The sequence below is a fragment of the Vibrio sp. V12_P9A6T4 genome (genome assembly GCF_963874835.1).
GTDB lineage: Bacteria > Pseudomonadota > Gammaproteobacteria > Enterobacterales > Vibrionaceae > Vibrio > Vibrio anguillarum.
The window spans coordinates 16,105-34,857 of sequence record NZ_CAWNJO010000039.1; the positions used below are offsets into that span (position 1 = coordinate 16,105).

Here is an 18,753-nt window from a genome sequence, read left to right on the forward strand (position 1 = left end):
TACTCACTTATCCAGTCCGAGCAGATTCTGATTAACAGCAATCACAGATGACGTGTCTGCTCCACTTAGTGCTCCCACTCAGCGAACGCTAAGACAACAACGCACCATTAGGAAAACAGTATGACTATCCACAACGCTTCGCGTAAGTCTGATTTGGTTTATCAACTCAACGATAGGCCACCGCTACCCCAAACCATTTTCGCCGCTTTACAACATTTGCTAGCCATGTTTGTTGCGGTCATCACCCCTTCGCTTATTATTTGCCAAACACTTGGTGTTTCTGCCGAACAGACTAACACCATCATCAGCATGTCGCTGTTTGCATCTGGCTTATCCTCCTTTATCCAGATCCGCACCATTGGCCCGATTGGCTCCGGTTTACTTTCTATCCAAGGCACTAGTTTTAACTTTCTTGGGCCAATTATTGGCGCAGGCTTGTCATTAAAAGCGGGTGGTGCAGATATAAGCACTATGATGGCGGCGATCTTTGGCACCATTTTAGTCGCCTCTTTTGCTGAAATCCTATTATCACGAGTGCTGCAATACGCGCGCCGCGTGATCACGCCGCTGGTGTCGGGCATTGTGGTTACCCTGATAGGCTTAACACTGGTACAAGTTGGTTTAGTTTCTATGGGTGGCGGCTATGCTGCGCTCAGCGATGGCACTTTTGGCAGCTTAGACAAACTGGCATTGGCGGGAACCGTGCTTGGACTTATCGTGCTGCTCAACCGCTCAAGTAACCCATACATTCGCGTAGCATCGATTGTGATTGCGATGTTCGTCGGTTATATCATGGCCTACTTGATGGGGATGGTGAACACTGATTCACTGAGTGAAACTGCCCTGATTGCCCTACCAATACCTATGCAGTTTGGTTTAGGTTTTGATTGGTCACTCTTTATTCCTCTGGTACTGATTTTCTTGATCACCGCATTGGAAGCGATTGGTGATATCACCGCCACTTCTGAAGTGTCGGGCGAGCCTGTCAAAGGGCCGATTTACATGAAGCGTATTAAAGGTGGTGTGCTGGCTGATGGTTTGAACTCCGCGCTGGCGGCGGTCTTTAACAGTTTTCCCAACTCGACCTTTAGCCAAAACAATGGCGTAATTATGCTCACCGGGGTTGCCAGCCGTTATGTGGGTTACTTTATTTCCGCCATGTTGGTGTTGCTCGGCCTGTTCCCAGGCGTGGCAAGCTTTGTACAATTGATTCCTGAACCGGTACTTGGCGGTGCAACCATCGTCATGTTCGGCACCATTGCAGCCGCGGGTGTGCGTATTATTTCCCGTGTGGATCTCGACCGCCGCGCGATTTTAATCATGGCACTGTCGTTTTCGATGGGGTTAGGCATTGCGCAAAAGCCAGAGATTCTGCAATTTATGCCCGAGTTCATTAAGAGCATTTTTTCATCCGGCGTAGCGGCTGGCGGTATCACCGCCATTTTGCTCAACTTGCTACTACCAGAAAAATTGCCACGCGAAGAAGAAGAACTCGAAGAGATCAAAACCAACTGATTGCATGGATGGGCCCAAAAACGTCGGTCAGTCGCCGAAAGGGCATCAACCGCAAAAACAATGGGCTCAACTGAGCCCATTGTTTTATTTAGTGAATAAGCCCCTATTTGGTCGGGAAGCTCAGTTGCGCTTTGAGTCCACCTTCACTGCGGTTACTCACCACAACGCTGCCATGATGCTGGCTAACAATCCGTTTCACTATCGCCAAACCAAGCCCTGTGCCTTCACTGCCGCGCGCGGTATCACCACGCGTAAAAGGTTCAAACACTTTACTCACTTGGCTAGGATCAATACCCGGGCCATTATCCTCCACACAAACCCAAGCCATTTTGTTATCTGCGGTACTGCCCGTGCTCACCTTAACCCAACCATTGCCATAACGAATGGCGTTCACCACTAAGTTGCTCACCGCGCGTTTAATGGCGATCGCATTGCCAAAGGCTGGCTGCATTGGTAAATGCAGCGCGGCATCGATTTTGATCTCGTAGCCCCCTTCGGCAGTGGCGACATCATTGGCGATCTCATTGAGATCAACGGCGGTAAAGGTCTGTTTATTGACGGGTTTAAGGTAGTCCATAAACTGACTGATGATCTCGTTACACTCTTCCGTATCACTGATGATCCCTTCGGCTAGATAACTCTCTTCTGGAGACATCATTTCCGTAGCTAAGCGAATACGAGTCAGCGGTGTACGTAAGTCGTGGCTAATCCCCGCCATCAATAATGAGCGATCCTCTTCAAGCGCTTGGATCCCTTTCGACATTTGATTAAACGCCAACGTCACCGCACGAATTTCAGAAGCGCCTTTGAGCGGCAATGGGGGCGGGTTCTCGCCTCGGCCAACGGCTTTGGCGGCTTTTTCTAAGGCAATTAAGGGACGATTTTGTAGACGAATAAACAGCCATCCCCCTAAGACGATCAGTAACGCCATCACCAAACTATTGTGAAATAGTGGCGCAAAATCCTCTTTTTGCAGCTCAGAGAGAGGGATGCGTATTAATGACCCTGGAAAAGAGTCCACTTTCATCCATAAAATATAACTCTCTTTACCCAAAATCATCCGCACATCGGTCGGCGAGCCGAGCTCATTGCTCATCTCCTCGCTCATCAAATCAATGCTGATGGCATCGTGATACTCTTGGGCCATCTCACTCTCTTCACTATGAATGGTGACGCCCAATTGTTCTAACACTCGGCGGCGCTGTAAGGCGTCCATTCCCAGCTTCGATGTATTATTCGCCGCATCGTCCAGCATTAAGTTGATCTCATGGCCCAAAATCTTATTGAACTGCTGCAAACTGGGCATCAAAGCATAGTTAAATACGGCGTAATAAGAATACACTTGGCTGGCGATCAGCAATGAAAAGAAGAGCAAAATCGATTGAGTAAAGGAACTGCGAATGCGCATAGGAAAACCCGCTATGAACGTACTATCAAAAAGGCGACAAAAAAGCTCCTGTGGGTTAACCGACAGGAGCTGATTGAAATTTAAGACTCTTTACCATCTGGAACGAAGACGTAACCTAAGCCCCACACCGTTTGTATGTAGCGTGGTTTGCTTGGATCCACTTCAAGCATGCGACGTAAACGCGAGATTTGTACATCAATCGAGCGCTCCATTGCGGAGTATTCACGCCCTCTTGCCATATTCATCAACTTATCGCGCGACATTGGCTCACGCGCATTGGTGACTAAGGTCTTCAATACGGCAAATTCACCGGAAGTGAGCGGCATCGGCTCATCGCCACGGAACATTTCTCGGGTACCTAAATTCAGGCGAAACTCACCAAACTCAACCACCGATTCTTCAGCACTTGGCGCGCCGGGGGCTTCAATCACTTGGCGGCGTAGCACGGCTTTGATTCGCGCCAGTAGTTCACGCGGGTTAAACGGTTTGGGCAGGTAATCATCCGCACCCACCTCCAAGCCAACAATACGATCCACTTCGTCGCCTTTGGCGGTCAGCATTAAAATCGGCAACATGTTATTGGCGTTACGCAAGCGGCGGCAAATAGACAAACCATCTTCACCCGGTAACATCAAATCAAGCACCATTAAGTGGAAGTTTTCACGAGTGAGCAGGCGATCCATCTGTTCGCTATTGGCGACACTACGCACCAGAAAACCTTGCTCTGACAAGTAACGCTCAAGCAATGCACGTAAACGCGCATCATCATCCACCACTAAAATTTTATAGTTTTCTTGCATCTGAGATCCCACCTAATTCTGAGCTTCAGCCAATATCAAACCGAGCGAGTAAAATGTAACACCGTTGCGGCTAAAATCATGCAAAGAATTGTTAACGTTTATGTCTTTTGTCGCGCTTCGTTGTTAGACACTAAGCGGATGACATCGTTTGTCAGTTCGGCTCTTTATCAAAGCGGCCAAAACGATAGCGATAGCCTAAACCAAAGGCAATATCGGTGCTGTTGTTGGCATTAAACATATTTTCGACCACAGTAACTTCAATCGCTGAATGGCTCATTTGATAACGATACCCCAAAATAAACTCGGTCGATGGTTTAGAAAAGTCATCCTCCCCCGTTGAAAGGCCTTGATAGAATGAGACCTGCCCAATCAGATAATGGCGTTCTAACCACTGATATCGATAACTGGTACCCATCGACCAAGTACTCGAATGATACTGTGTTTGGCCTGGTACATTGGTCGGGTTGCGAAAGGTGATAGCCAACAGCGTATCAAGTGCATGCTTACCTCTTCGGTAGCCATAATTAAGCTGCACCGCTTGTTCAAACTCGGATAGGTTGAATATTCCATGGTGTGGATCGTTGTAATAGAGTGAAACTCCCAATGACAAACCGTGATGAGACTTATCCACCAGCTGGTACTGTAAATAACTGGTCAACGCACGGCTCAATGTCTCGCCTCGGAACGCTTCCTGATCAATGCCGTACTCTGGCATTTGAATGATGAAGCGATCGTTATCGACATCCTCACGCCCATTTTGATCAATGCCAAACCAGTCATGAAAAGCGAGTGTTAAGCCATCTAAATGATTATTGGCAGCAAAGTTCCAACGATAATTAAGCTCAGCCTGCCACTTAGAAGAGAGCTGCCATTTACCGCCCATCGCTATCTGATTCTGGTAATAATCCAGCGTATAGTCAGGCGTGATCGCCCAAATGCTGGCGATAGTCGCGCTGGTATAGAGCTCCACTTCTTCCTCTTGCATCGAAAAGCCGGAGCGAAGTTGTGCAGAAAGGCTATTGGTATGCAGTGGCGATTGCACATAGCTTTGCGCAGGCCCGTAGTCAATATCCGCCCACGCCGAGTGGATGGGAAGAGAAAAGAGAATAAACCAACAAATGCACTTACACTCCGTCATGCATACTCTCCGGCCAAAGCAACCTTTTGAATATATTAGACAATCATTAACGCTTAGTGAGTGACCATATCCCTTAATGATGATCTACCGTACACATTAAGTGTATGCGCTAATTCAGAAATATCATGAGATAGTGCTAACTTTTTCCGCAAGCTAGGGCGTTTTCAAATTCGGATTATCAAATTTTTTTTGAAAATGAATTAAGTAAGAGGCGGTTTCTTGTTTGGACTCAGTCCGTTATCTTAGCGCCATCTCGAATGTTATCTTCCCTAGGAGGGAAAAATGAATATTGTTCAAGCATCGCAAGCGCGCTATTCCACCAAAGCGTTTGACACCAACCGTAAACTGACTGAACAGCAAGTCGCTGATATTAAAGAACTGGTACGCATGAGCGCCTCTAGCGTCAATTCGCAGCCTTGGCATTTTATTTTGGCGGCTAGCGAGGAAGGCAAAACGCGTATCGCCAAAGCGGCGCAAGGTCAATTTTCCTTTAACGAACGCAAAATTTTGGATGCGTCTCACGTGATGGTGTTTTGCGCCAAAACCGATATTGATGATAACTACTTATTGACGCTGCTGGAAAACGAAGAGAAAGATGGCCGCTTTGCCAATGAAGAAGCGAAAACAGGCATGCACGGCGGACGCAGCTATTTTGTTAACTTGCATCGAGAAACGCTCAATGACGCCGAACACTGGATGCAAAAACAAGTTTATTTAAATGTTGGAACACTGCTGCTCGGAGCGGCTGCGATGGGCATTGATGCTGTCCCCATTGAAGGGTTTGATGCCGAGGTGCTCAACCAAGAATTTGGCCTGACTGAAAAAGGGTTCACCAGCTTAGTGATTGTACCGCTCGGTTACCACAGCGAAGAAGATTTCAACGCCAAGCTGCCGAAATCTCGCTGGCCAGAGCAAACCGTCTTTACTGAGTTATAAGCCATGATCCACTTATTAGCCGAAATCAAAGCCCTTCCCGACTCAATAGAGCGAGTGCAAGCTATGCTTGAAGCGCTGCTTGAACCGAGCCGCAACGAAACAGGCTGCTGCCAATATGAGCTCTATCGTGATAACTCGATTGACGGGTTATTCTTGATGCAGGAGATTTGGTGCTCAGAGGAGAGCTTGCAACAACACCAACAGAGTGCGCATTTTCAGCACTTTCAACAACAGCTTAGCGAGCAAGAGGCATTGGAATACCTACAAATCCGCCCGCTAACGTTTGTTGGCTAATGCGGGATTAACTCTCACGCTGTTTGATGGCTGTCAGTGCCGCTTGTCGTTGCTGGCAGCCTTTTCCACGAATAAATTCCTGAAAAGCGCGAATGGTTGGGGTGATCAAACGTCGATCTGCGCACACGATATAAATTGGCACTGGCCCACTTTCCCATTGCGGTAAAATACGTACTAAGCGCCCATCAATAATATCCTGACTGATATCCATTAATGACTTATTGGCAATGCCTTTGCCTTTAACAGCCAATCGATGTACCACGTCACCATCGTTGCATGCGGGGTTTCCTTGCACTACCACACTTTGCGTTTCGCCCTCTCGGCTCAAAACCCACTTATTATGCAGCGTGTCGGCCAACATGTAACAAAGACAATTGTGATGTTGCAGATCGTCAGGATGGAGGATAGGTGGATGCGTTGCCAAATATTCTGGCGAGGCGCACAACACGCGCTCGTTTGATTCACACAGCGGCATTGCAACCAAATTGGAATCAGCAGGATGGCCATAACGAATCGCAATATCCATCGGGTGAGCATACATATCCGCTAAGCGATCAGAGAGATCCAGTTTAACGATGACGTTCGGGTGCAAGGCAATAAATTCATCGATCCAATCCAGCAGTAAATTGCGCCCCAAATCCGAAGGGGCACAGAGGTGCAGCTTCCCCGCTAGTTGACCGCGCGCGCATGCTATCTGATCGAGCCCTTCTTGCAACGTGGCAAGGGCTGTCTGAGTTTTGGCGAGGAAAATCTCCCCCTCTTGGGTTAAGCGCATATGACGTGTCGAGCGGACAAAGAGCGGAAACTGCACCTGCTCTTCTAAGCGGCGAATGGCGGCACTGACCGCGGCCGTGGTCAGCGATACGCTGTTGGCCGCCTTAGAAAAACTGCCTTGGCGTGCGGTTTCGACAAACAAGTTCAGATCATTGAGTGCTTTCATATTCTCCGCCTATTGGGCTATTTCCATCGCAAAAATTTCCACGACAAGTGATATTAATCGGCTGATAGGCTTGCCAACACTTTTGCGCGCTAACATCACCGCCTTGCGCTTTACGCTGATAATGCTGTTGCAATTGCGTCAGATAACGCTGGGCAATCATTTTTTGCTCATCATTGGTCACTTGCCAGATCGATTCGCCAACCAAACTAAGGGGTGGTAATTTTGGTTCTTTGCCTCGTACTGCAGGCGGATGAATCTGCACGTTCAGCAGCTCGTAGATACGCCGATTCTCTTCCACCAGTTGTTCCTGTTGTAATCTCGCGCCCAGTGTCATCAACTGTTCACGTAAGGTGTAGCCGTGATGCACAGGACAAAGCATAAAATCGAACGAGCGATGCGGGTAACGCTCAACCAGCGCGGCAATGAATTCACTCATTAAATCACCGCCAACCCTAGCGATGATCAGTAGATGCGAGCCAGAATGGCTATCAAGCGGTAAATCGCGCACATCAAGGCAATGTGTACGCCAGCGCGGTAACGCCGCCGTTGCAGGGAAATAGCGCGTTAAATCAAGCGTCACCTTTTCAATCAACGCTGGCACAATATCTACAAAATGCACCACACTATTTGGACAGCGCTTCAGTAACGCCGCGCCAAGCAAACCGTGATCGCAGCAGCAATCCCAAATATGATCGTAGTGGCGGTTGATCTGCTGTACTAACTGCGTGAGCCGTTTTCCTAATTTCATCTTTGCCCAACCAAGCCGCATGATACAACACGCCGCCGAATAAAAAGAGTGGCGGCCATTTTACTTGGATTTGAAGAAATGTTGCAGAGAAAATAACAAACCCATCAATGAACATTTCTAGTTAACCTGTCAGTGATTTATAGTGAGCAACACTTAATCTATTCTGACAAAAGGAAATGTCATGGCAGCTCTGTTTTTCAAGTGCCTGCTTGGTGCGCTTGCCGTGTTGATCATCGCCCTGCTCTCTAAAAGCAAAAGCTTTTTTATTGCTGGTCTTGTTCCTCTGTTTCCTACCTTCGCTCTGATTGCGCATTACATTGTCGGCACCGAACGCACGATGGAAGACCTGCGCACCACCGCGTTGTTTGGCCTTTACTCGCTTATCCCGTATGCGGCATACCTGTTGGCAGTATACTACTTCAGTTATTGGCTACCTCTCACCAGTACACTGGTATGTGCCACTTTGGTGTGGTTGGCATTCGCTGCATTATTGTTAGTAAGCTGGACACGTTTAAACCCTGCGATGGCCTAAATCATCATCCCCGACGGTCATATCGATATGGGAGAAAGCCAAACGCAAGCACTACAACGTGAAGTGCTAGAGGAACGATGGCATTTACGCTGCACAATTTATTAAGGAAAGACATAATGTTCGAAAGAGCTTCTTTTACTCTGTTTATTCACATTGTGGTGATCGCAGCTGTTGCGGCGAGTGTGGGAAGCCTGCTCGCCATTCCGCTTTCTGAAATGTTTATTGCCGCAGCTTTAGTCATTGTGCTGCATAAAAAACGCCTCTTATCCATTCGCGTTCCTAACGGGTTATTGTTGACGGTGCAAATTGTGCTCGGCATCAGCGTTGGGGCGACCATCAGTTTAAGTCAACTGGGCGAAACCTTAACCCTACCGGTGATTATCGGTTTGGTTTGCTGCTTAAGCTTGCAGATCGCCAGCAGCTTTCTTTGGCTCCGCAAAAGAGAAGGTTGGTCACCGTTTGAATCTCTACTCGGTGCGGTACCGGGCGCGATGGCAGCGATTTTGGTGATCAGCGAATCAAGCCAGACTCCTTCAACCAAAGTGGTTTATTCGCACTCGGTGCGCTTGATGATCCTCACGTTACTGGCTCTTTTTATCTCCAATAGCACGCCCGACGTTGCCCCCGTTGAGAGCAGTTTAACGATTTACGCGTGGTTGATTTTCTTTGCGCTTGCGCTGCTTAGTCTACTACTGGGCAAAGGCTCGACCTTGCTCGGCATTCCCGCGCCATATATGTTGGCGGCACTGCTGGTCACGGCCAGTTTCAATAGTTTTTCGACAGGCATTACGCTACAACTTCCAACATGGATGGTGGTATTCGCCACCGCACTGCTGGGTATTTTGATTGGCGCACGCCTTGCCGATACCACATTGCGCGAAGCCATGGCTTATTCGCGCGCAGGTGTGATGGTTACACTGATTGGTCTGCTGGTCGCCGTCGCCGTGTCTGGCTTGTTTGCGTTACTGCTGGATAAATCTTGGGTGGTATTACTTTTAGCTTGGGTCCCCGGCAGCGTAGAAGCGATGACCGCCGTCGCCCTACTGCTGGGCATGGAACCCGCGTTTGTGATGATCAACCACGCCCTACGGCTACTGCTGCTCTACTCGCTACCCGCCGTGTTGAAAAAGCCGTTAGAGGCGTTGCGAAGCAAGTGAGGCGAGAAAAATGAGCGACCGAGGAATATTTTGAACCGAATACTCCGTTCACTGCCCTTTTTCATACTCAATCGAGTTAATAAACCACTCTTTGATACCGGTGGGCGTGGGCACTTGCACCTCGTCATCAACCTCTTTTTTCAGCAGAGCACGCGCCATCGGTGAATCGATGGAGATGTAATCTTTCGCGTCACCGTAAATCTCTTCTGGACCCACAATGCGAAAGCGCTTTACATCACCCGCTTCATTTTCAATTTCCACCCAAGCACCGAAAAACACTTTCCCCTCTTGTTGAGGCGAATAATCAACTATCGTCACTTCCGGTAAAAATTTTCTCAAAAAACGAATTCGGCGATCAATTTGGCGCAGTAAACGCTTATTAAAGGTGTAGTCTGCGTTTTCAGAGCGATCCCCGAGGCCAGCAGCCCAAGTGACTATTTTGGTAATTTCTGGCCGTTTTTCATGCCAAAGATGGTCATGCTCTGCCTTTAATTTATTGTAGCCCTCACGGGTAATCAGTTTGGTCTTCAAGATCTTTTCCCATTACACAGCGCCGCACATTCAAGGTAGCCGCGGGTTATACATTCATCACGATGGCTTGCTACTATACTGTCATTTTCGCTCGCCACCAACTGACTGAACTTATCTTTAGCCACCAAACTCATCTTCGGTTTTAGCGCTGCCAAGGCTGAAAAATGACATCAAAATCACACGCGTTACGTGACCTCTTTGGCACAATCGGGTAGAAGGTTATCTCACTAATCTCATAACAGCGTGCCGTTAGACTAGAAATAAGTCTAACGTGCCCCAATAGTTACCCTATTCAAACCACCCTGAGTGGTGGTGCTACTGAACTACAAAAGAGAAACCACGGATGAGCCAAGCTATCTGCAAATTGATCGCACAAGAGCTAAATGTGCGTCTTGAGCAAGTGACAGCGACTGTCACACTTATTGATGACGGAAACACCGTTCCTTTTATCGCCCGTTACCGTAAAGAGGTCACGGGTGGGCTAGACGACACCCAACTGCGTACCTTAGACAGCCGTTTATCCTATCTGCGCGAACTCGATGATCGCCGCCAAACCATTCTGAAATCGATTCAAGAACAAGGCAAGCTCAGCGCTGAGCTAGCACAAGAGATCAACCAAGCAGATAGTAAAACTCGCCTTGAAGATCTCTATTTGCCCTACAAACCTAAGCGTCGTACTAAAGGTCAAATTGCGATTGAAGCAGGGCTTGAACCCCTGGCAGACAAGCTGTGGAATGAAGCGCAAACCGACCCTGAAACCGAGGCCGCACACTATGTGAACACCGAGAAAGGGATCAGTGATATCAAAGCAGCACTGGACGGTGCACGCGCCATTATCATGGAACGCATTGCTGAAGATGCCAACCTGCTGGACAAAGTGCGCCGCCATTTGACGCGCAGTGCCGAATTGGTCTCTCGCGTGGTCGAAGGCAAAGAGCAAGCAGGGGAGAAATTTAAAGATTACTTCGCGCATAATGAAACGCTCAGTAAAGTGCCTTCACACCGCGCATTGGCCATGCTTCGCGGCCGCAATGAAGGCTTTTTAAGCTTGAGCATGAATGCCGACCCAGAGCAAGAAGAGGGCGTGCGCCAATCGTATTGCGAAACGCTGATTGCGCAACACTATGGCATTCACTTAAGCAGCGCCCCTGCCGATGGGTGGCGCAAGCAAGTGATCAGTTGGGCGTGGCGCATTAAAGTATCAATGCACATGGAAACCGAACTGATGGGCACAATGAAAGAGCGTGCCGAAATCGAAGCGATTGAAGTGTTTGCCACCAACTTAAAAGATTTGTTGATGGCCGCACCGGCTGGCCCACGCGCCACTCTCGGCTTAGATCCTGGTTTGCGAACGGGTTCGAAAATTGCGGTAGTGGACGCCACGGGTAAGGTACTGGCGACCGAGACGATTTATCCGCATCAGCCGCATAACCAACATGACAAATCAGCGAAAATTGTTGAGCAGTTGGTACGCCAATTTAACGTCGATTTGATTGCGATTGGCAACGGTACCGCATCGCGCGAAACCGATACTTTTGTCGCCGATGTCATTAAGCGCGGCAACCTGAAAGTGCAGAAAATCATTGTCAGCGAAGCGGGGGCCTCGGTCTATTCAGCCTCTGAACTGGCAGCCAAAGAGTTCCCCAATATGGATGTGTCGCTACGCGGCGCGGTGTCGATTGCTCGCCGCCTGCAAGACCCACTTGCCGAGCTGGTGAAAATCGATCCGAAATCGATCGGTGTGGGCCAATACCAACACGATGTCAGCCAGTCGATGCTCGCCAAACGCTTAGATGCGATTGTTGAAGACTGCGTCAACGCGGTAGGCGTGGATGTGAATACTGCCTCTGCCGCGCTGTTAACACGCGTGGCTGGCTTGTCTAACGCACTGGCGCAAAACATCGTTGATTATCGGGATGAAAATGGACGCTTCGCCTCACGCGCTACACTGAAAAAAGTCGCGCGCTTAGGGCCAAAAGCATTTGAGCAATGTGCGGGCTTCTTACGCATTATGGATGGAAAAAATCCACTCGATGCCTCTTCGGTTCACCCAGAAGCGTATCCAGTGGTGAAAGCCATCGCCGAAAAAAACAGCAAAGAGATCAAAGCACTGATCGGCAATAGTGAATTTTTGCGCAATTTACACGCCGTCGATTACACCGACGAGCATTTTGGCCTACCGACTGTCACTGACATCATCAAAGAGCTCGATAAACCGGGCCGCGATCCACGCCCTGAGTTTAAGACCGCGACCTTTGCTGACGGCGTGACTGAAATGAAAGATCTGGAAATTGGGATGATTTTGGAAGGCGTGGTATCGAATGTGGCCAACTTTGGTGCTTTTGTCGACATTGGCGTTCACCAAGATGGCTTAGTGCATATCTCTGCGTTGACTGATCGTTTCATTGCCGACCCGCGTGAAGTGGTGAAAGCGGGCGACATAGTCAAAGTCAAAGTGATGGAAGTCGATGTACAGCGAAAACGCATTGCACTCTCGATGCGCTTAAACGATGAGCCGGGGCAAGATAACCACAGCCAACGCTCTGGCGCAACAAGTGGCAACACGCGTTCGCATCAAAACAGTGGCCAACCGCAACGCCGTCGTGAAGAGCCACAACAAAACGCGGCAATGGGTGGAGCTTTCGCCGCCGCCTTTGCTAAAGCGAAAAAATAGCGGCGATACGTAACTTACTGGATAAACGAATCACAGTGAAAAGCACCTAACCGCGTCGCTCATATCAGAGCCGCAAAAAACACAAATCCCCACTGCAGCCAACGCCTAAGTGGGGATTTTATTTATCGCGATAAGTCGCATTCATCGACCTACAACACCGCAATCACTTCAGAAGGCGTATTGGGGGCAACCGCGTGACCATAATAGTACTTAATTACAGTTCGCCGGCGCGCCATTTTGCCTTCGGTTATCGCAGCATCAATAATGTGTTTAGGTAACCTAAACCGCATCGTATAGCTTTTACCTTGATCCTTGCTGTAGGTGGCGAGAGCGAGCAAGTCAAACAGCCTTTCGAGCTCGCTTTTCTGCTCCTCTTGATAAGAAGTCGATGTTTCGTATTCGGCGCCAACCTCATAGCTTGGATGCTCTGAAGGGTCCCATGACGACTGTTTTCGTCTTTTATCATCCGCCTTTACCTTACGCTCAGCGTTGGTTTTAGCCAGTTCGACGGTTGGCATCACAGGGGCGCGGATCCGATTGTCACGCGCGGCCTGTTCCGTTTGCACATTAACCGATGGGGCGATAAGTGGCACACTTACGTTCGTTGGTGACACCATCATAGCCGAAACCTCCTCAGTATCGCCCGCCCCGATAGACCTGCTTTCGCTCAGCACTACTGGGTTAGACTTTATATCGACCAGATTGCTCAAACTTTTAGCAAATTTATTTTTAATTTAACATTTGCACCCAACGACTTGACGTTTCAGGATGCTGCAGATAAAGACAGCAAGCGGGCGAATCCCCATGAGAGAGATCAACGATGTGATTGAGGTGAGCCAACACAGCTGTAGCTTTAAGTAGAAAGACATTGCATGGGTATCAATGCCTTAACGTGCAAAGGCGATGAGCTGCTGGCAAAAATCGTCCAGTTCAGTGATGAACGGTGCGTGGGAGGAATTGCCAAAAATGTACTGCTCGCTATTGGGCAAGGTTTTTTGCAACTCTTGCGCCACCTTAACCGGCACCAAACCATCAAGCCGACCATATAGACGAAGCATGGGAATCGAGAGTGCTGTCAACGGCTGGCGCAAATCCACCTCCGCCAACATGACCAAACCCGCTAACAATGATTGTGGGTTCGGCGCTGGCCGTGATAACACCGCTTGTTTTAGGTATTTGACATCTTGCTTTGCCTGAGGGCTGCCCATCGCTTGCAACGCCATAAAGCGCTCAACAGTAGCCTGAAAATCGTCCATTAACTGTTCAGTAAAGGCACTGAGCACTTGAGGGAGAATGCCACGCCACGGTTTCTGTGCCGCAAATTTGGGAGAGCTCGCCACAGTGACCAATTTGCTCACATAACTTGGGTGATGCAGTGCCATATGAGTCGCCACTAACCCACCCAAAGACCAACCGACCCAAATGGCTTGTTTAGGCGCTTGCATGATTAGCGCTTGCGCGATCTCTTCTAGATCAGCGGCGTGGCTAGCGGCGCTGTGACCATAACCAGGCAAATCAACCACGTGCACACGAAAATGTCCTTTAAGCACATCGACCGCTTGCTGCCATACTGCACCATTCATCCCCCAACCGTGCACCAAGACAAGATCATCGCCCTCGCCTGAGGCTTGCCAATATAACGCTGTGGCCATGCTCACAAATTCTCCCACTAAATTCACACTTCTTCGCTGAAAAAATACCGATCATACACTCACTGACTTGAAATCACGGTCAACACAAAGACTGATTCAAGTTGCAAGAGTATAACCATACTTCGTTTCACAGCTTTGGTTGAGTTATGTTATCGCATTGGGTTCAAAAAACCATCACTCGCTTGGTAAGCCGTCAGTGTCTACTGTGTCGTTTACCGATTGAAACTCACCAAACTGGGGCTTGGTGTAAGACCTGCCTAACCTATTTTGCACCGCAACCTCGCTGCCAACAGTGCGGCCTGCTAACGCTTATTACCGTGCCTCAATGTGGGCAATGTTTAGCGAATCCTCCGCCTTGGCAACGCCTATACTGTGTCGGCGACTATATTTTTCCGCTCAGTCACACCATTCATCAACTAAAATATGAAGGTCAATTTTGGCAATCTCGCCATTTGAGTGCCTTACTGACGCCACGTATCGACACTCCCGCCCCGCTCATCACTAGCGTTCCGTTACACTGGCAACGGCGCTTAAAACGCGGCTTCAATCAAAGTGCACTACTTGCCTCTCAATTAAGTCAACAACTGGGGGCTAGCTGCGATAACCAGTTGATCAAACGCAATCGCGCAACGCCCCAGCAGCAAGGGCTTTCTAAATTACAGCGCAAACAAAATCTCAAACATGCATTCACACTACGGCACCTTCCCACGCACAAGCACATTGCACTTGTTGACGATGTAGTGACCACGGGCAGCACCGTGCAGCAAATCTGTCAATTACTGCTTGAAGTCGGTGTCGAAAGGATTGATATTTACTGCATATGCCGCACTCCTGAACCTAAAGATTAACCAACACTGTTTTATTTAGCGCGTAAAAAGGACTGGATCCGCCGTGTTTCAGGAGTAGAATGGCAAGTAATAACCTATAAATTTACTCAGGTATTCGTCGTGTCAAATTCTATTATTATTACCGAAACAGCCCAAACCCATTTCGGCAAGTTGCTTGGGCAACAGCCTGATGGTACTAACATCCGAGTTTTTGTAGTCAATCCAGGCACTCAAAATGCAGAGTGTGGCGTCTCTTACTGCCCACCAGAGGCAGTGGAAGCGACTGATACTGAAATTGCCTTTGAAGGTTTTTCTGCGTATGTCGATGAACTGAGCTTGCCGTTTTTAGAAGACGCAGAGATCGATTTCGTCACAGATAAAATGGGTTCACAACTGACACTTAAAGCTCCGAATGCGAAGATGCGTAAAGTGTCTGATGACGCAAGCCTGATTGAACGTGTGGAATATGCGATTCAAACTCAAGTCAACCCGCAGTTAGCTGGCCATGGTGGCCATGTCAGCTTGGTTGAAATCACCGAAGATGGTATTGCGATTGTCGCCTTTGGTGGCGGCTGTAACGGTTGTTCAATGGTCGATGTCACCCTCAAAGAAGGCATTGAAAAAGAACTGCTTCAACAATTTGAAGGCGAATTAACCGCGGTGCGCGATGCCACTGAACATGATCGTGGTGAGCACTCTTACTACTAGTGACTCGCTAGATACGTGGATTACAGAAAAACGAAGCCGAGATGAGATTCTCGGCTTTTTTATACTTAAAATCATTTGCCGCGCTCAAGTCCTTTTCAATTAAGGTCATTTTCTCATATAGTTAGAAAAGTCATTTGCCTTACGGGAATTAGTGTATGCCAACCAGAAAACTGCCCGAAATTTTAGCCCAAAGAACGGCAGCTCAATCGACCCTGTTTACCATCGAATCATTAGATTTACGCTTTTCTAACGGCGAACAGCGCACCTATGAACGAATGAAACCGAGCGGCCGGCATGCAGTCATGATGGTGCCAGTAACGGCACAAGGAGATTTACTGCTGGTTCGAGAGTATGCCGCTGGCACTGAACGCTATGAGCTCGGATTCCCTAAGGGTTTGATTGACCAAGGAGAAAGCCCGCAACAAGCAGCAAATCGTGAACTCAAAGAAGAAATTGGTTTTGGCGCAAGCACCTTAACCCCCTTAAAAGAGGTGGTACTTGCCCCCTCTTACTTTTCGAGCAAAATGACACTCTTCTTAGCACAAGATCTATACTCAGAAGTAATGGAAGGCGATGAACCCGAACCTTTAGAGGTCATTCGCTGGCCTCTGGCCCAAGCAGAAGAGCTACTGACTCACCTCGATTTCTGTGAAGCCCGAAGCATTACCGCACTACTGCTTGCTCTGCGCAGCCTAAAATAACAAAGTAGAGCTATAGGATTGATGATGCCAACAGCCAATAATTTATCTTACTTACTGCCTGACGTAATTGAAATCGCTCGCTCTGCTGGGCAATTGATTCTCGATATCTACGAAAAGAAAAACTACGAAGCGTTCACCAAAAGTGACCACACTCCAGTCACCAGTGCCGATCTTGCTGCGCATAAACTGATCTGCGAACGACTGAGTGAACTCACGCCAGATATTCCTGTTTTGTCGGAAGAGGCGGCGGACATTAGCCTAGAAAAACGCAGCCAATGGCAGCGATACTGGTTGGTTGACCCACTTGATGGTACGCAAGAGTTTATTGCGCGCAGTGGTGACTTTGCCACCATTATCGCACTGATCGAAGAAAACCAACCAGTGATGGGCGTCGTCTATGGGCCAGTTTCTGGCGTGACCTACTACGCCTACGCAGGCAAAGGCGCATGGAAGATCCCCGACATGTCTGAAAGCTTGCGTATTGAAACACACAAGCACGAAACCGTTGGGCAATCCATCGCGATTGCGATCAGTCGCCGCCAAGATATTAACCGTATTACAAGTTGCATGAGCAGCGCATGGAATTATGAGCTAGTGCCGCTGGGCTCGGCAGCGCTGAAAGCGTGTTTAGTCGCAGAAGGTGCTGTCGACTGCTATTTGCGCCTCGGCCCAACCGGTGAATGGGATACCGCCGCCACGCAATGCATCGTAGAAGAAGCTGGTGGGCGAATTCTCAATACGCAACTGCAACCGCTGTCCTACAATGAGCGTGAAACGTTAGAAAACCCCAACTTTATTGTGTTAGGGGATGCCGATTTGCCTTGGAATACCATTTTACAAGTCAAACCATAACGGCCATTACCAATAAAAATGCCGATCAATAGACTCAGCATTTTTATTGGGGTATGAAATGATGACGGTTAAAAAACCAATCAAAGCTGGCCTTGATAATTAAACTGATATTTACCTTGGTTGTCTGGCGCTCCAATCCACTGTAATTGCTCCGCCATTTCGGGTGGGAATTGCGCTTCAGGTTTAAACCACGCTTTCGCACTGTAACTCATATCTGGTTGCAGCTGCAGGGCAAATTCACTGCTCATTTGCTCACTGTTTTGCTGACCGTTCAATGTCATCTGATTGCTTTGACATTGCAGATCTGCCACTACCGGACCAAGCGAGAGCTCTCCTAAAGGTGAGTCAACTCGGCCATGAGTCCACGCAAGTGAGCCTTCGGCAGATTCACACCACGGGCTATCATAGCGGTAATGGTTCAGGGACAACTCGACTTGCCCCTGAAAAGTCACTGGTACAGGCAGCGGAAACAGCGTCGCTAATTTATTAGCCGCGACAGAAACCACAACCTTGTCCGCATAAGGGCCAGAAAACCCCAGACCAAGATTGCCTTTGCCACGAACTCCCATATCACTACCGCGTCCAAAGCGTACCGCCACTTCAAACTTGGCCATCAGCAGTTGTGATACTTGGATGTCCCAGTTGAGATCGCCGACATTTTGCCCTTGCCAAAAGAGTTGCTGAGCACTACCAGACCACACCGTACCGTCAACACCAGTGACACGCATGACTTCGGAAGAGGAGAGTTGATTCATCACCAAGGAAGCCGGAATATGCGCGACCACACTGATGAGAAAAACCATTACAAGGAACCCGCTATAGAGCAATTTCTTTTTCACTCACCACCTCGCTTCAGTTGTAAGCGTTTTACTTCGACAACGCCACTTTGCTGAGCACGGTTGATGTCCATAAACTCGACATCGACACCTTGCTGCTCTTTTAGAAAGGCAAGCCAATCCACCAATTTAGAGAAAGGAAGTGGTTGTATCCAAACCTGCATCATTTCATCACGCGGTTGAATACGAATAAGCTCAATTTGAAAACGCTGCACACTTGATGAGATGACTTGATTGAGCGGTTGCGTCGTTGCCACCCCACCACCTTGTGCGCGCAATTGAGTAATGGCATCGGCCTTATCCGTCACCCAATTAAGCAATTGTCTTTCACTGATAATCCGGGCTTGCGCAAGCTCGGTTTTCTGATTAAGTGGCGCTAAAATGCCCCAATAAATGATCGCAACCACACACAGCGACACACCACCTAACAGTAATTTCTGTTCACGAGGGGAAAAGGCCGCCCATCGTTGTTGAAGTGCACTCAGGCTATTTTTCATGTCACTA

At 48.6% G+C, this 18,753-nt stretch carries 21 protein-coding genes; 11 read left to right on the plus strand and 10 right to left on the minus strand.

Annotated features, from left to right (window positions below; all coding sequences use genetic code 11):
• Nucleotides 1-120: 120 nt before the first annotated feature.
• Nucleotides 121-1,515 carry a uracil-xanthine permease family protein gene (locus AACQ42_RS04915; protein WP_017045710.1) on the plus strand — a complete coding sequence of 465 codons (1,395 nt, stop codon included), beginning with the start codon at nt 121-123 and terminating at the stop codon, nt 1,513-1,515.
• 103 nt (nt 1,516-1,618) lie between these two features.
• Here AACQ42_RS04915 and envZ read toward each other — a convergent pair whose 3' ends face one another.
• From envZ to AACQ42_RS04930, 3 genes are all read right to left on the minus strand, one after another.
• The gene (gene envZ / locus AACQ42_RS04920; RefSeq protein WP_094166036.1) at nt 1,619-2,923 is read right to left on the minus strand and encodes a two-component system sensor histidine kinase EnvZ; all 1,305 of its coding nucleotides are present in this window, start codon (nt 2,921-2,923) and stop codon (nt 1,619-1,621) included.
• An 80-nt stretch (nt 2,924-3,003) separates the two neighbouring features.
• Entirely contained in the window at nt 3,004-3,723 is a 720-nt protein-coding gene (ompR, locus tag AACQ42_RS04925; protein WP_010319303.1) for an osmolarity response regulator transcription factor OmpR, read from the minus strand.
• 151 nt (nt 3,724-3,874) lie between these two features.
• Entirely contained in the window at nt 3,875-4,861 is a 987-nt protein-coding gene (locus AACQ42_RS04930; RefSeq protein WP_094166037.1) for a DUF3187 family protein, read from the minus strand.
• A gap of 282 nt (nt 4,862-5,143) precedes the next feature.
• Between AACQ42_RS04930 and nfsB the strand changes: the two genes are divergently transcribed.
• Nucleotides 5,144-5,797: an oxygen-insensitive NAD(P)H nitroreductase gene (nfsB, locus tag AACQ42_RS04935; protein ID WP_088731492.1), complete on the plus strand. Its 654-nt coding sequence runs from the start codon at nt 5,144-5,146 to the stop codon at nt 5,795-5,797.
• Between the two features lie 3 nt (nt 5,798-5,800).
• Nucleotides 5,801-6,091: a putative quinol monooxygenase gene (locus tag AACQ42_RS04940; RefSeq protein ID WP_013855414.1), complete on the plus strand. Its 291-nt coding sequence runs from the start codon at nt 5,801-5,803 to the stop codon at nt 6,089-6,091.
• Between the two features lie 7 nt (nt 6,092-6,098).
• On the opposite strand, the gene AACQ42_RS04945 is transcribed toward AACQ42_RS04940, so the two are convergent.
• Both AACQ42_RS04945 and AACQ42_RS04950 read right to left on the minus strand, forming a co-directional pair.
• The gene (locus tag AACQ42_RS04945) at nt 6,099-7,031 is read right to left on the minus strand and encodes a LysR family transcriptional regulator (protein ID WP_094166038.1); all 933 of its coding nucleotides are present in this window, start codon (nt 7,029-7,031) and stop codon (nt 6,099-6,101) included.
• Nucleotides 7,015-7,779: a tRNA (adenine(22)-N(1))-methyltransferase gene (locus AACQ42_RS04950; RefSeq protein WP_176429704.1), complete on the minus strand. Its 765-nt coding sequence runs from the start codon at nt 7,777-7,779 to the stop codon at nt 7,015-7,017. Before AACQ42_RS04950 ends, AACQ42_RS04945 begins: the two co-directional genes overlap by 17 nt.
• Nucleotides 7,780-7,960: 181 nt before the next feature.
• On the opposite strand from AACQ42_RS04950, the gene AACQ42_RS04955 reads away from it, so the two are divergent.
• From AACQ42_RS04955 to AACQ42_RS04960, 3 genes are read left to right on the plus strand one after another with little or no spacing between them, the layout of a single operon-like run.
• Entirely contained in the window at nt 7,961-8,311 is a 351-nt protein-coding gene (locus AACQ42_RS04955; RefSeq protein ID WP_017048724.1) for a GlpM family protein, read from the plus strand.
• Nucleotides 8,312-8,317: 6 nt separating this feature from the next.
• Nucleotides 8,318-8,416, plus strand: a complete 99-nt coding sequence (locus tag AACQ42_RS17570) for an NUDIX domain-containing protein (RefSeq protein WP_369597158.1) — start codon at nt 8,318-8,320, stop codon at nt 8,414-8,416.
• A gap of 11 nt (nt 8,417-8,427) precedes the next feature.
• Complete coding sequence (locus AACQ42_RS04960) at nt 8,428-9,468, plus strand: AbrB family transcriptional regulator (RefSeq protein ID WP_094166040.1); 1,041 nt, start codon at nt 8,428-8,430, stop codon at nt 9,466-9,468.
• 48 nt (nt 9,469-9,516) lie between these two features.
• Here AACQ42_RS04960 and greB read toward each other — a convergent pair whose 3' ends face one another.
• Nucleotides 9,517-9,999, minus strand: a complete 483-nt coding sequence (greB, locus tag AACQ42_RS04965; protein ID WP_010319306.1) for a transcription elongation factor GreB — start codon at nt 9,997-9,999, stop codon at nt 9,517-9,519.
• Nucleotides 10,000-10,342: 343 nt separating this feature from the next.
• Between greB and AACQ42_RS04970 the strand changes: the two genes are divergently transcribed.
• The gene (locus AACQ42_RS04970; protein WP_094166041.1) at nt 10,343-12,673 is read left to right on the plus strand and encodes a Tex family protein; all 2,331 of its coding nucleotides are present in this window, start codon (nt 10,343-10,345) and stop codon (nt 12,671-12,673) included.
• A 149-nt stretch (nt 12,674-12,822) separates the two neighbouring features.
• Here AACQ42_RS04970 and AACQ42_RS04975 read toward each other — a convergent pair whose 3' ends face one another.
• Nucleotides 12,823-13,293 carry an ATP-dependent Lon protease gene (locus tag AACQ42_RS04975; RefSeq protein WP_094166042.1) on the minus strand — a complete coding sequence of 157 codons (471 nt, stop codon included), beginning with the start codon at nt 13,291-13,293 and terminating at the stop codon, nt 12,823-12,825.
• Between the two features lie 267 nt (nt 13,294-13,560).
• Nucleotides 13,561-14,325 (minus strand): pimeloyl-ACP methyl ester esterase BioH, encoded by a 765-nt coding sequence (gene bioH / locus AACQ42_RS04980; RefSeq protein WP_038148688.1) that lies wholly within the window; start codon nt 14,323-14,325, stop codon nt 13,561-13,563.
• A gap of 146 nt (nt 14,326-14,471) precedes the next feature.
• Between bioH and AACQ42_RS04985 the strand changes: the two genes are divergently transcribed.
• The 4 genes from AACQ42_RS04985 to cysQ all read left to right on the plus strand — a co-directional run bounded on the left by AACQ42_RS04985 (nt 14,472) and on the right by cysQ (nt 17,413).
• Nucleotides 14,472-15,173, plus strand: coding sequence for a ComF family protein (locus AACQ42_RS04985; RefSeq protein ID WP_094166043.1), 702 nt, complete (start codon nt 14,472-14,474; stop codon nt 15,171-15,173).
• Between the two features lie 99 nt (nt 15,174-15,272).
• Complete coding sequence (nfuA, locus tag AACQ42_RS04990) at nt 15,273-15,860, plus strand: Fe-S biogenesis protein NfuA (RefSeq protein WP_013855425.1); 588 nt, start codon at nt 15,273-15,275, stop codon at nt 15,858-15,860.
• 155 nt (nt 15,861-16,015) lie between these two features.
• Nucleotides 16,016-16,561 (plus strand): ADP compounds hydrolase NudE, encoded by a 546-nt coding sequence (gene nudE, locus AACQ42_RS04995; RefSeq protein ID WP_013855426.1) that lies wholly within the window; start codon nt 16,016-16,018, stop codon nt 16,559-16,561.
• A gap of 24 nt (nt 16,562-16,585) precedes the next feature.
• On the plus strand, nt 16,586-17,413 hold the full coding sequence (gene cysQ, locus AACQ42_RS05000) for a 3'(2'),5'-bisphosphate nucleotidase CysQ (RefSeq protein ID WP_010319313.1): 828 nt from the start codon (nt 16,586-16,588) through the stop codon (nt 17,411-17,413).
• Between the two features lie 80 nt (nt 17,414-17,493).
• On the opposite strand, the gene AACQ42_RS05005 is transcribed toward cysQ, so the two are convergent.
• Entirely contained in the window at nt 17,494-18,252 is a 759-nt protein-coding gene (locus AACQ42_RS05005; protein ID WP_017043523.1) for a type II secretion system protein N, read from the minus strand.
• Nucleotides 18,249-18,746 (minus strand): type II secretion system protein M, encoded by a 498-nt coding sequence (locus AACQ42_RS05010; protein WP_013855429.1) that lies wholly within the window; start codon nt 18,744-18,746, stop codon nt 18,249-18,251. The genes AACQ42_RS05005 and AACQ42_RS05010 overlap by 4 nt, the downstream gene beginning before the upstream one ends.
• Nucleotides 18,747-18,753 lie beyond the last annotated feature (7 nt).

Coding starts and splice junctions, on each gene's coding strand:
- AACQ42_RS05010 (WP_013855429.1), bottom strand. CDS start 18,746: ATGAAAAATAGCCTGAGTGCACTTCAACAACGATGGGCGGCCTTTTCC.
- AACQ42_RS04960 (WP_094166040.1), top strand. CDS start 8,428: ATGTTCGAAAGAGCTTCTTTTACTCTGTTTATTCACATTGTGGTGATC.
- nfsB (WP_088731492.1), top strand. CDS start 5,144: ATGAATATTGTTCAAGCATCGCAAGCGCGCTATTCCACCAAAGCGTTT.
- AACQ42_RS04915 (WP_017045710.1), top strand. CDS start 121: ATGACTATCCACAACGCTTCGCGTAAGTCTGATTTGGTTTATCAACTC.
- AACQ42_RS04930 (WP_094166037.1), bottom strand. CDS start 4,861: ATGACGGAGTGTAAGTGCATTTGTTGGTTTATTCTCTTTTCTCTTCCC.
- nudE (WP_013855426.1), top strand. CDS start 16,016: ATGCCAACCAGAAAACTGCCCGAAATTTTAGCCCAAAGAACGGCAGCT.
- bioH (WP_038148688.1), bottom strand. CDS start 14,325: ATGGCCACAGCGTTATATTGGCAAGCCTCAGGCGAGGGCGATGATCTT.
- AACQ42_RS04955 (WP_017048724.1), top strand. CDS start 7,961: ATGGCAGCTCTGTTTTTCAAGTGCCTGCTTGGTGCGCTTGCCGTGTTG.
- AACQ42_RS04945 (WP_094166038.1), bottom strand. CDS start 7,031: ATGAAAGCACTCAATGATCTGAACTTGTTTGTCGAAACCGCACGCCAA.
- ompR (WP_010319303.1), bottom strand. CDS start 3,723: ATGCAAGAAAACTATAAAATTTTAGTGGTGGATGATGATGCGCGTTTA.
- cysQ (WP_010319313.1), top strand. CDS start 16,586: ATGCCAACAGCCAATAATTTATCTTACTTACTGCCTGACGTAATTGAA.
- AACQ42_RS04950 (WP_176429704.1), bottom strand. CDS start 7,779: ATGAAATTAGGAAAACGGCTCACGCAGTTAGTACAGCAGATCAACCGC.
- AACQ42_RS04975 (WP_094166042.1), bottom strand. CDS start 13,293: ATGATGGTGTCACCAACGAACGTAAGTGTGCCACTTATCGCCCCATCG.
- AACQ42_RS04970 (WP_094166041.1), top strand. CDS start 10,343: ATGAGCCAAGCTATCTGCAAATTGATCGCACAAGAGCTAAATGTGCGT.
- AACQ42_RS04985 (WP_094166043.1), top strand. CDS start 14,472: ATGTTATCGCATTGGGTTCAAAAAACCATCACTCGCTTGGTAAGCCGT.
- AACQ42_RS04940 (WP_013855414.1), top strand. CDS start 5,801: ATGATCCACTTATTAGCCGAAATCAAAGCCCTTCCCGACTCAATAGAG.
- envZ (WP_094166036.1), bottom strand. CDS start 2,923: ATGCGCATTCGCAGTTCCTTTACTCAATCGATTTTGCTCTTCTTTTCA.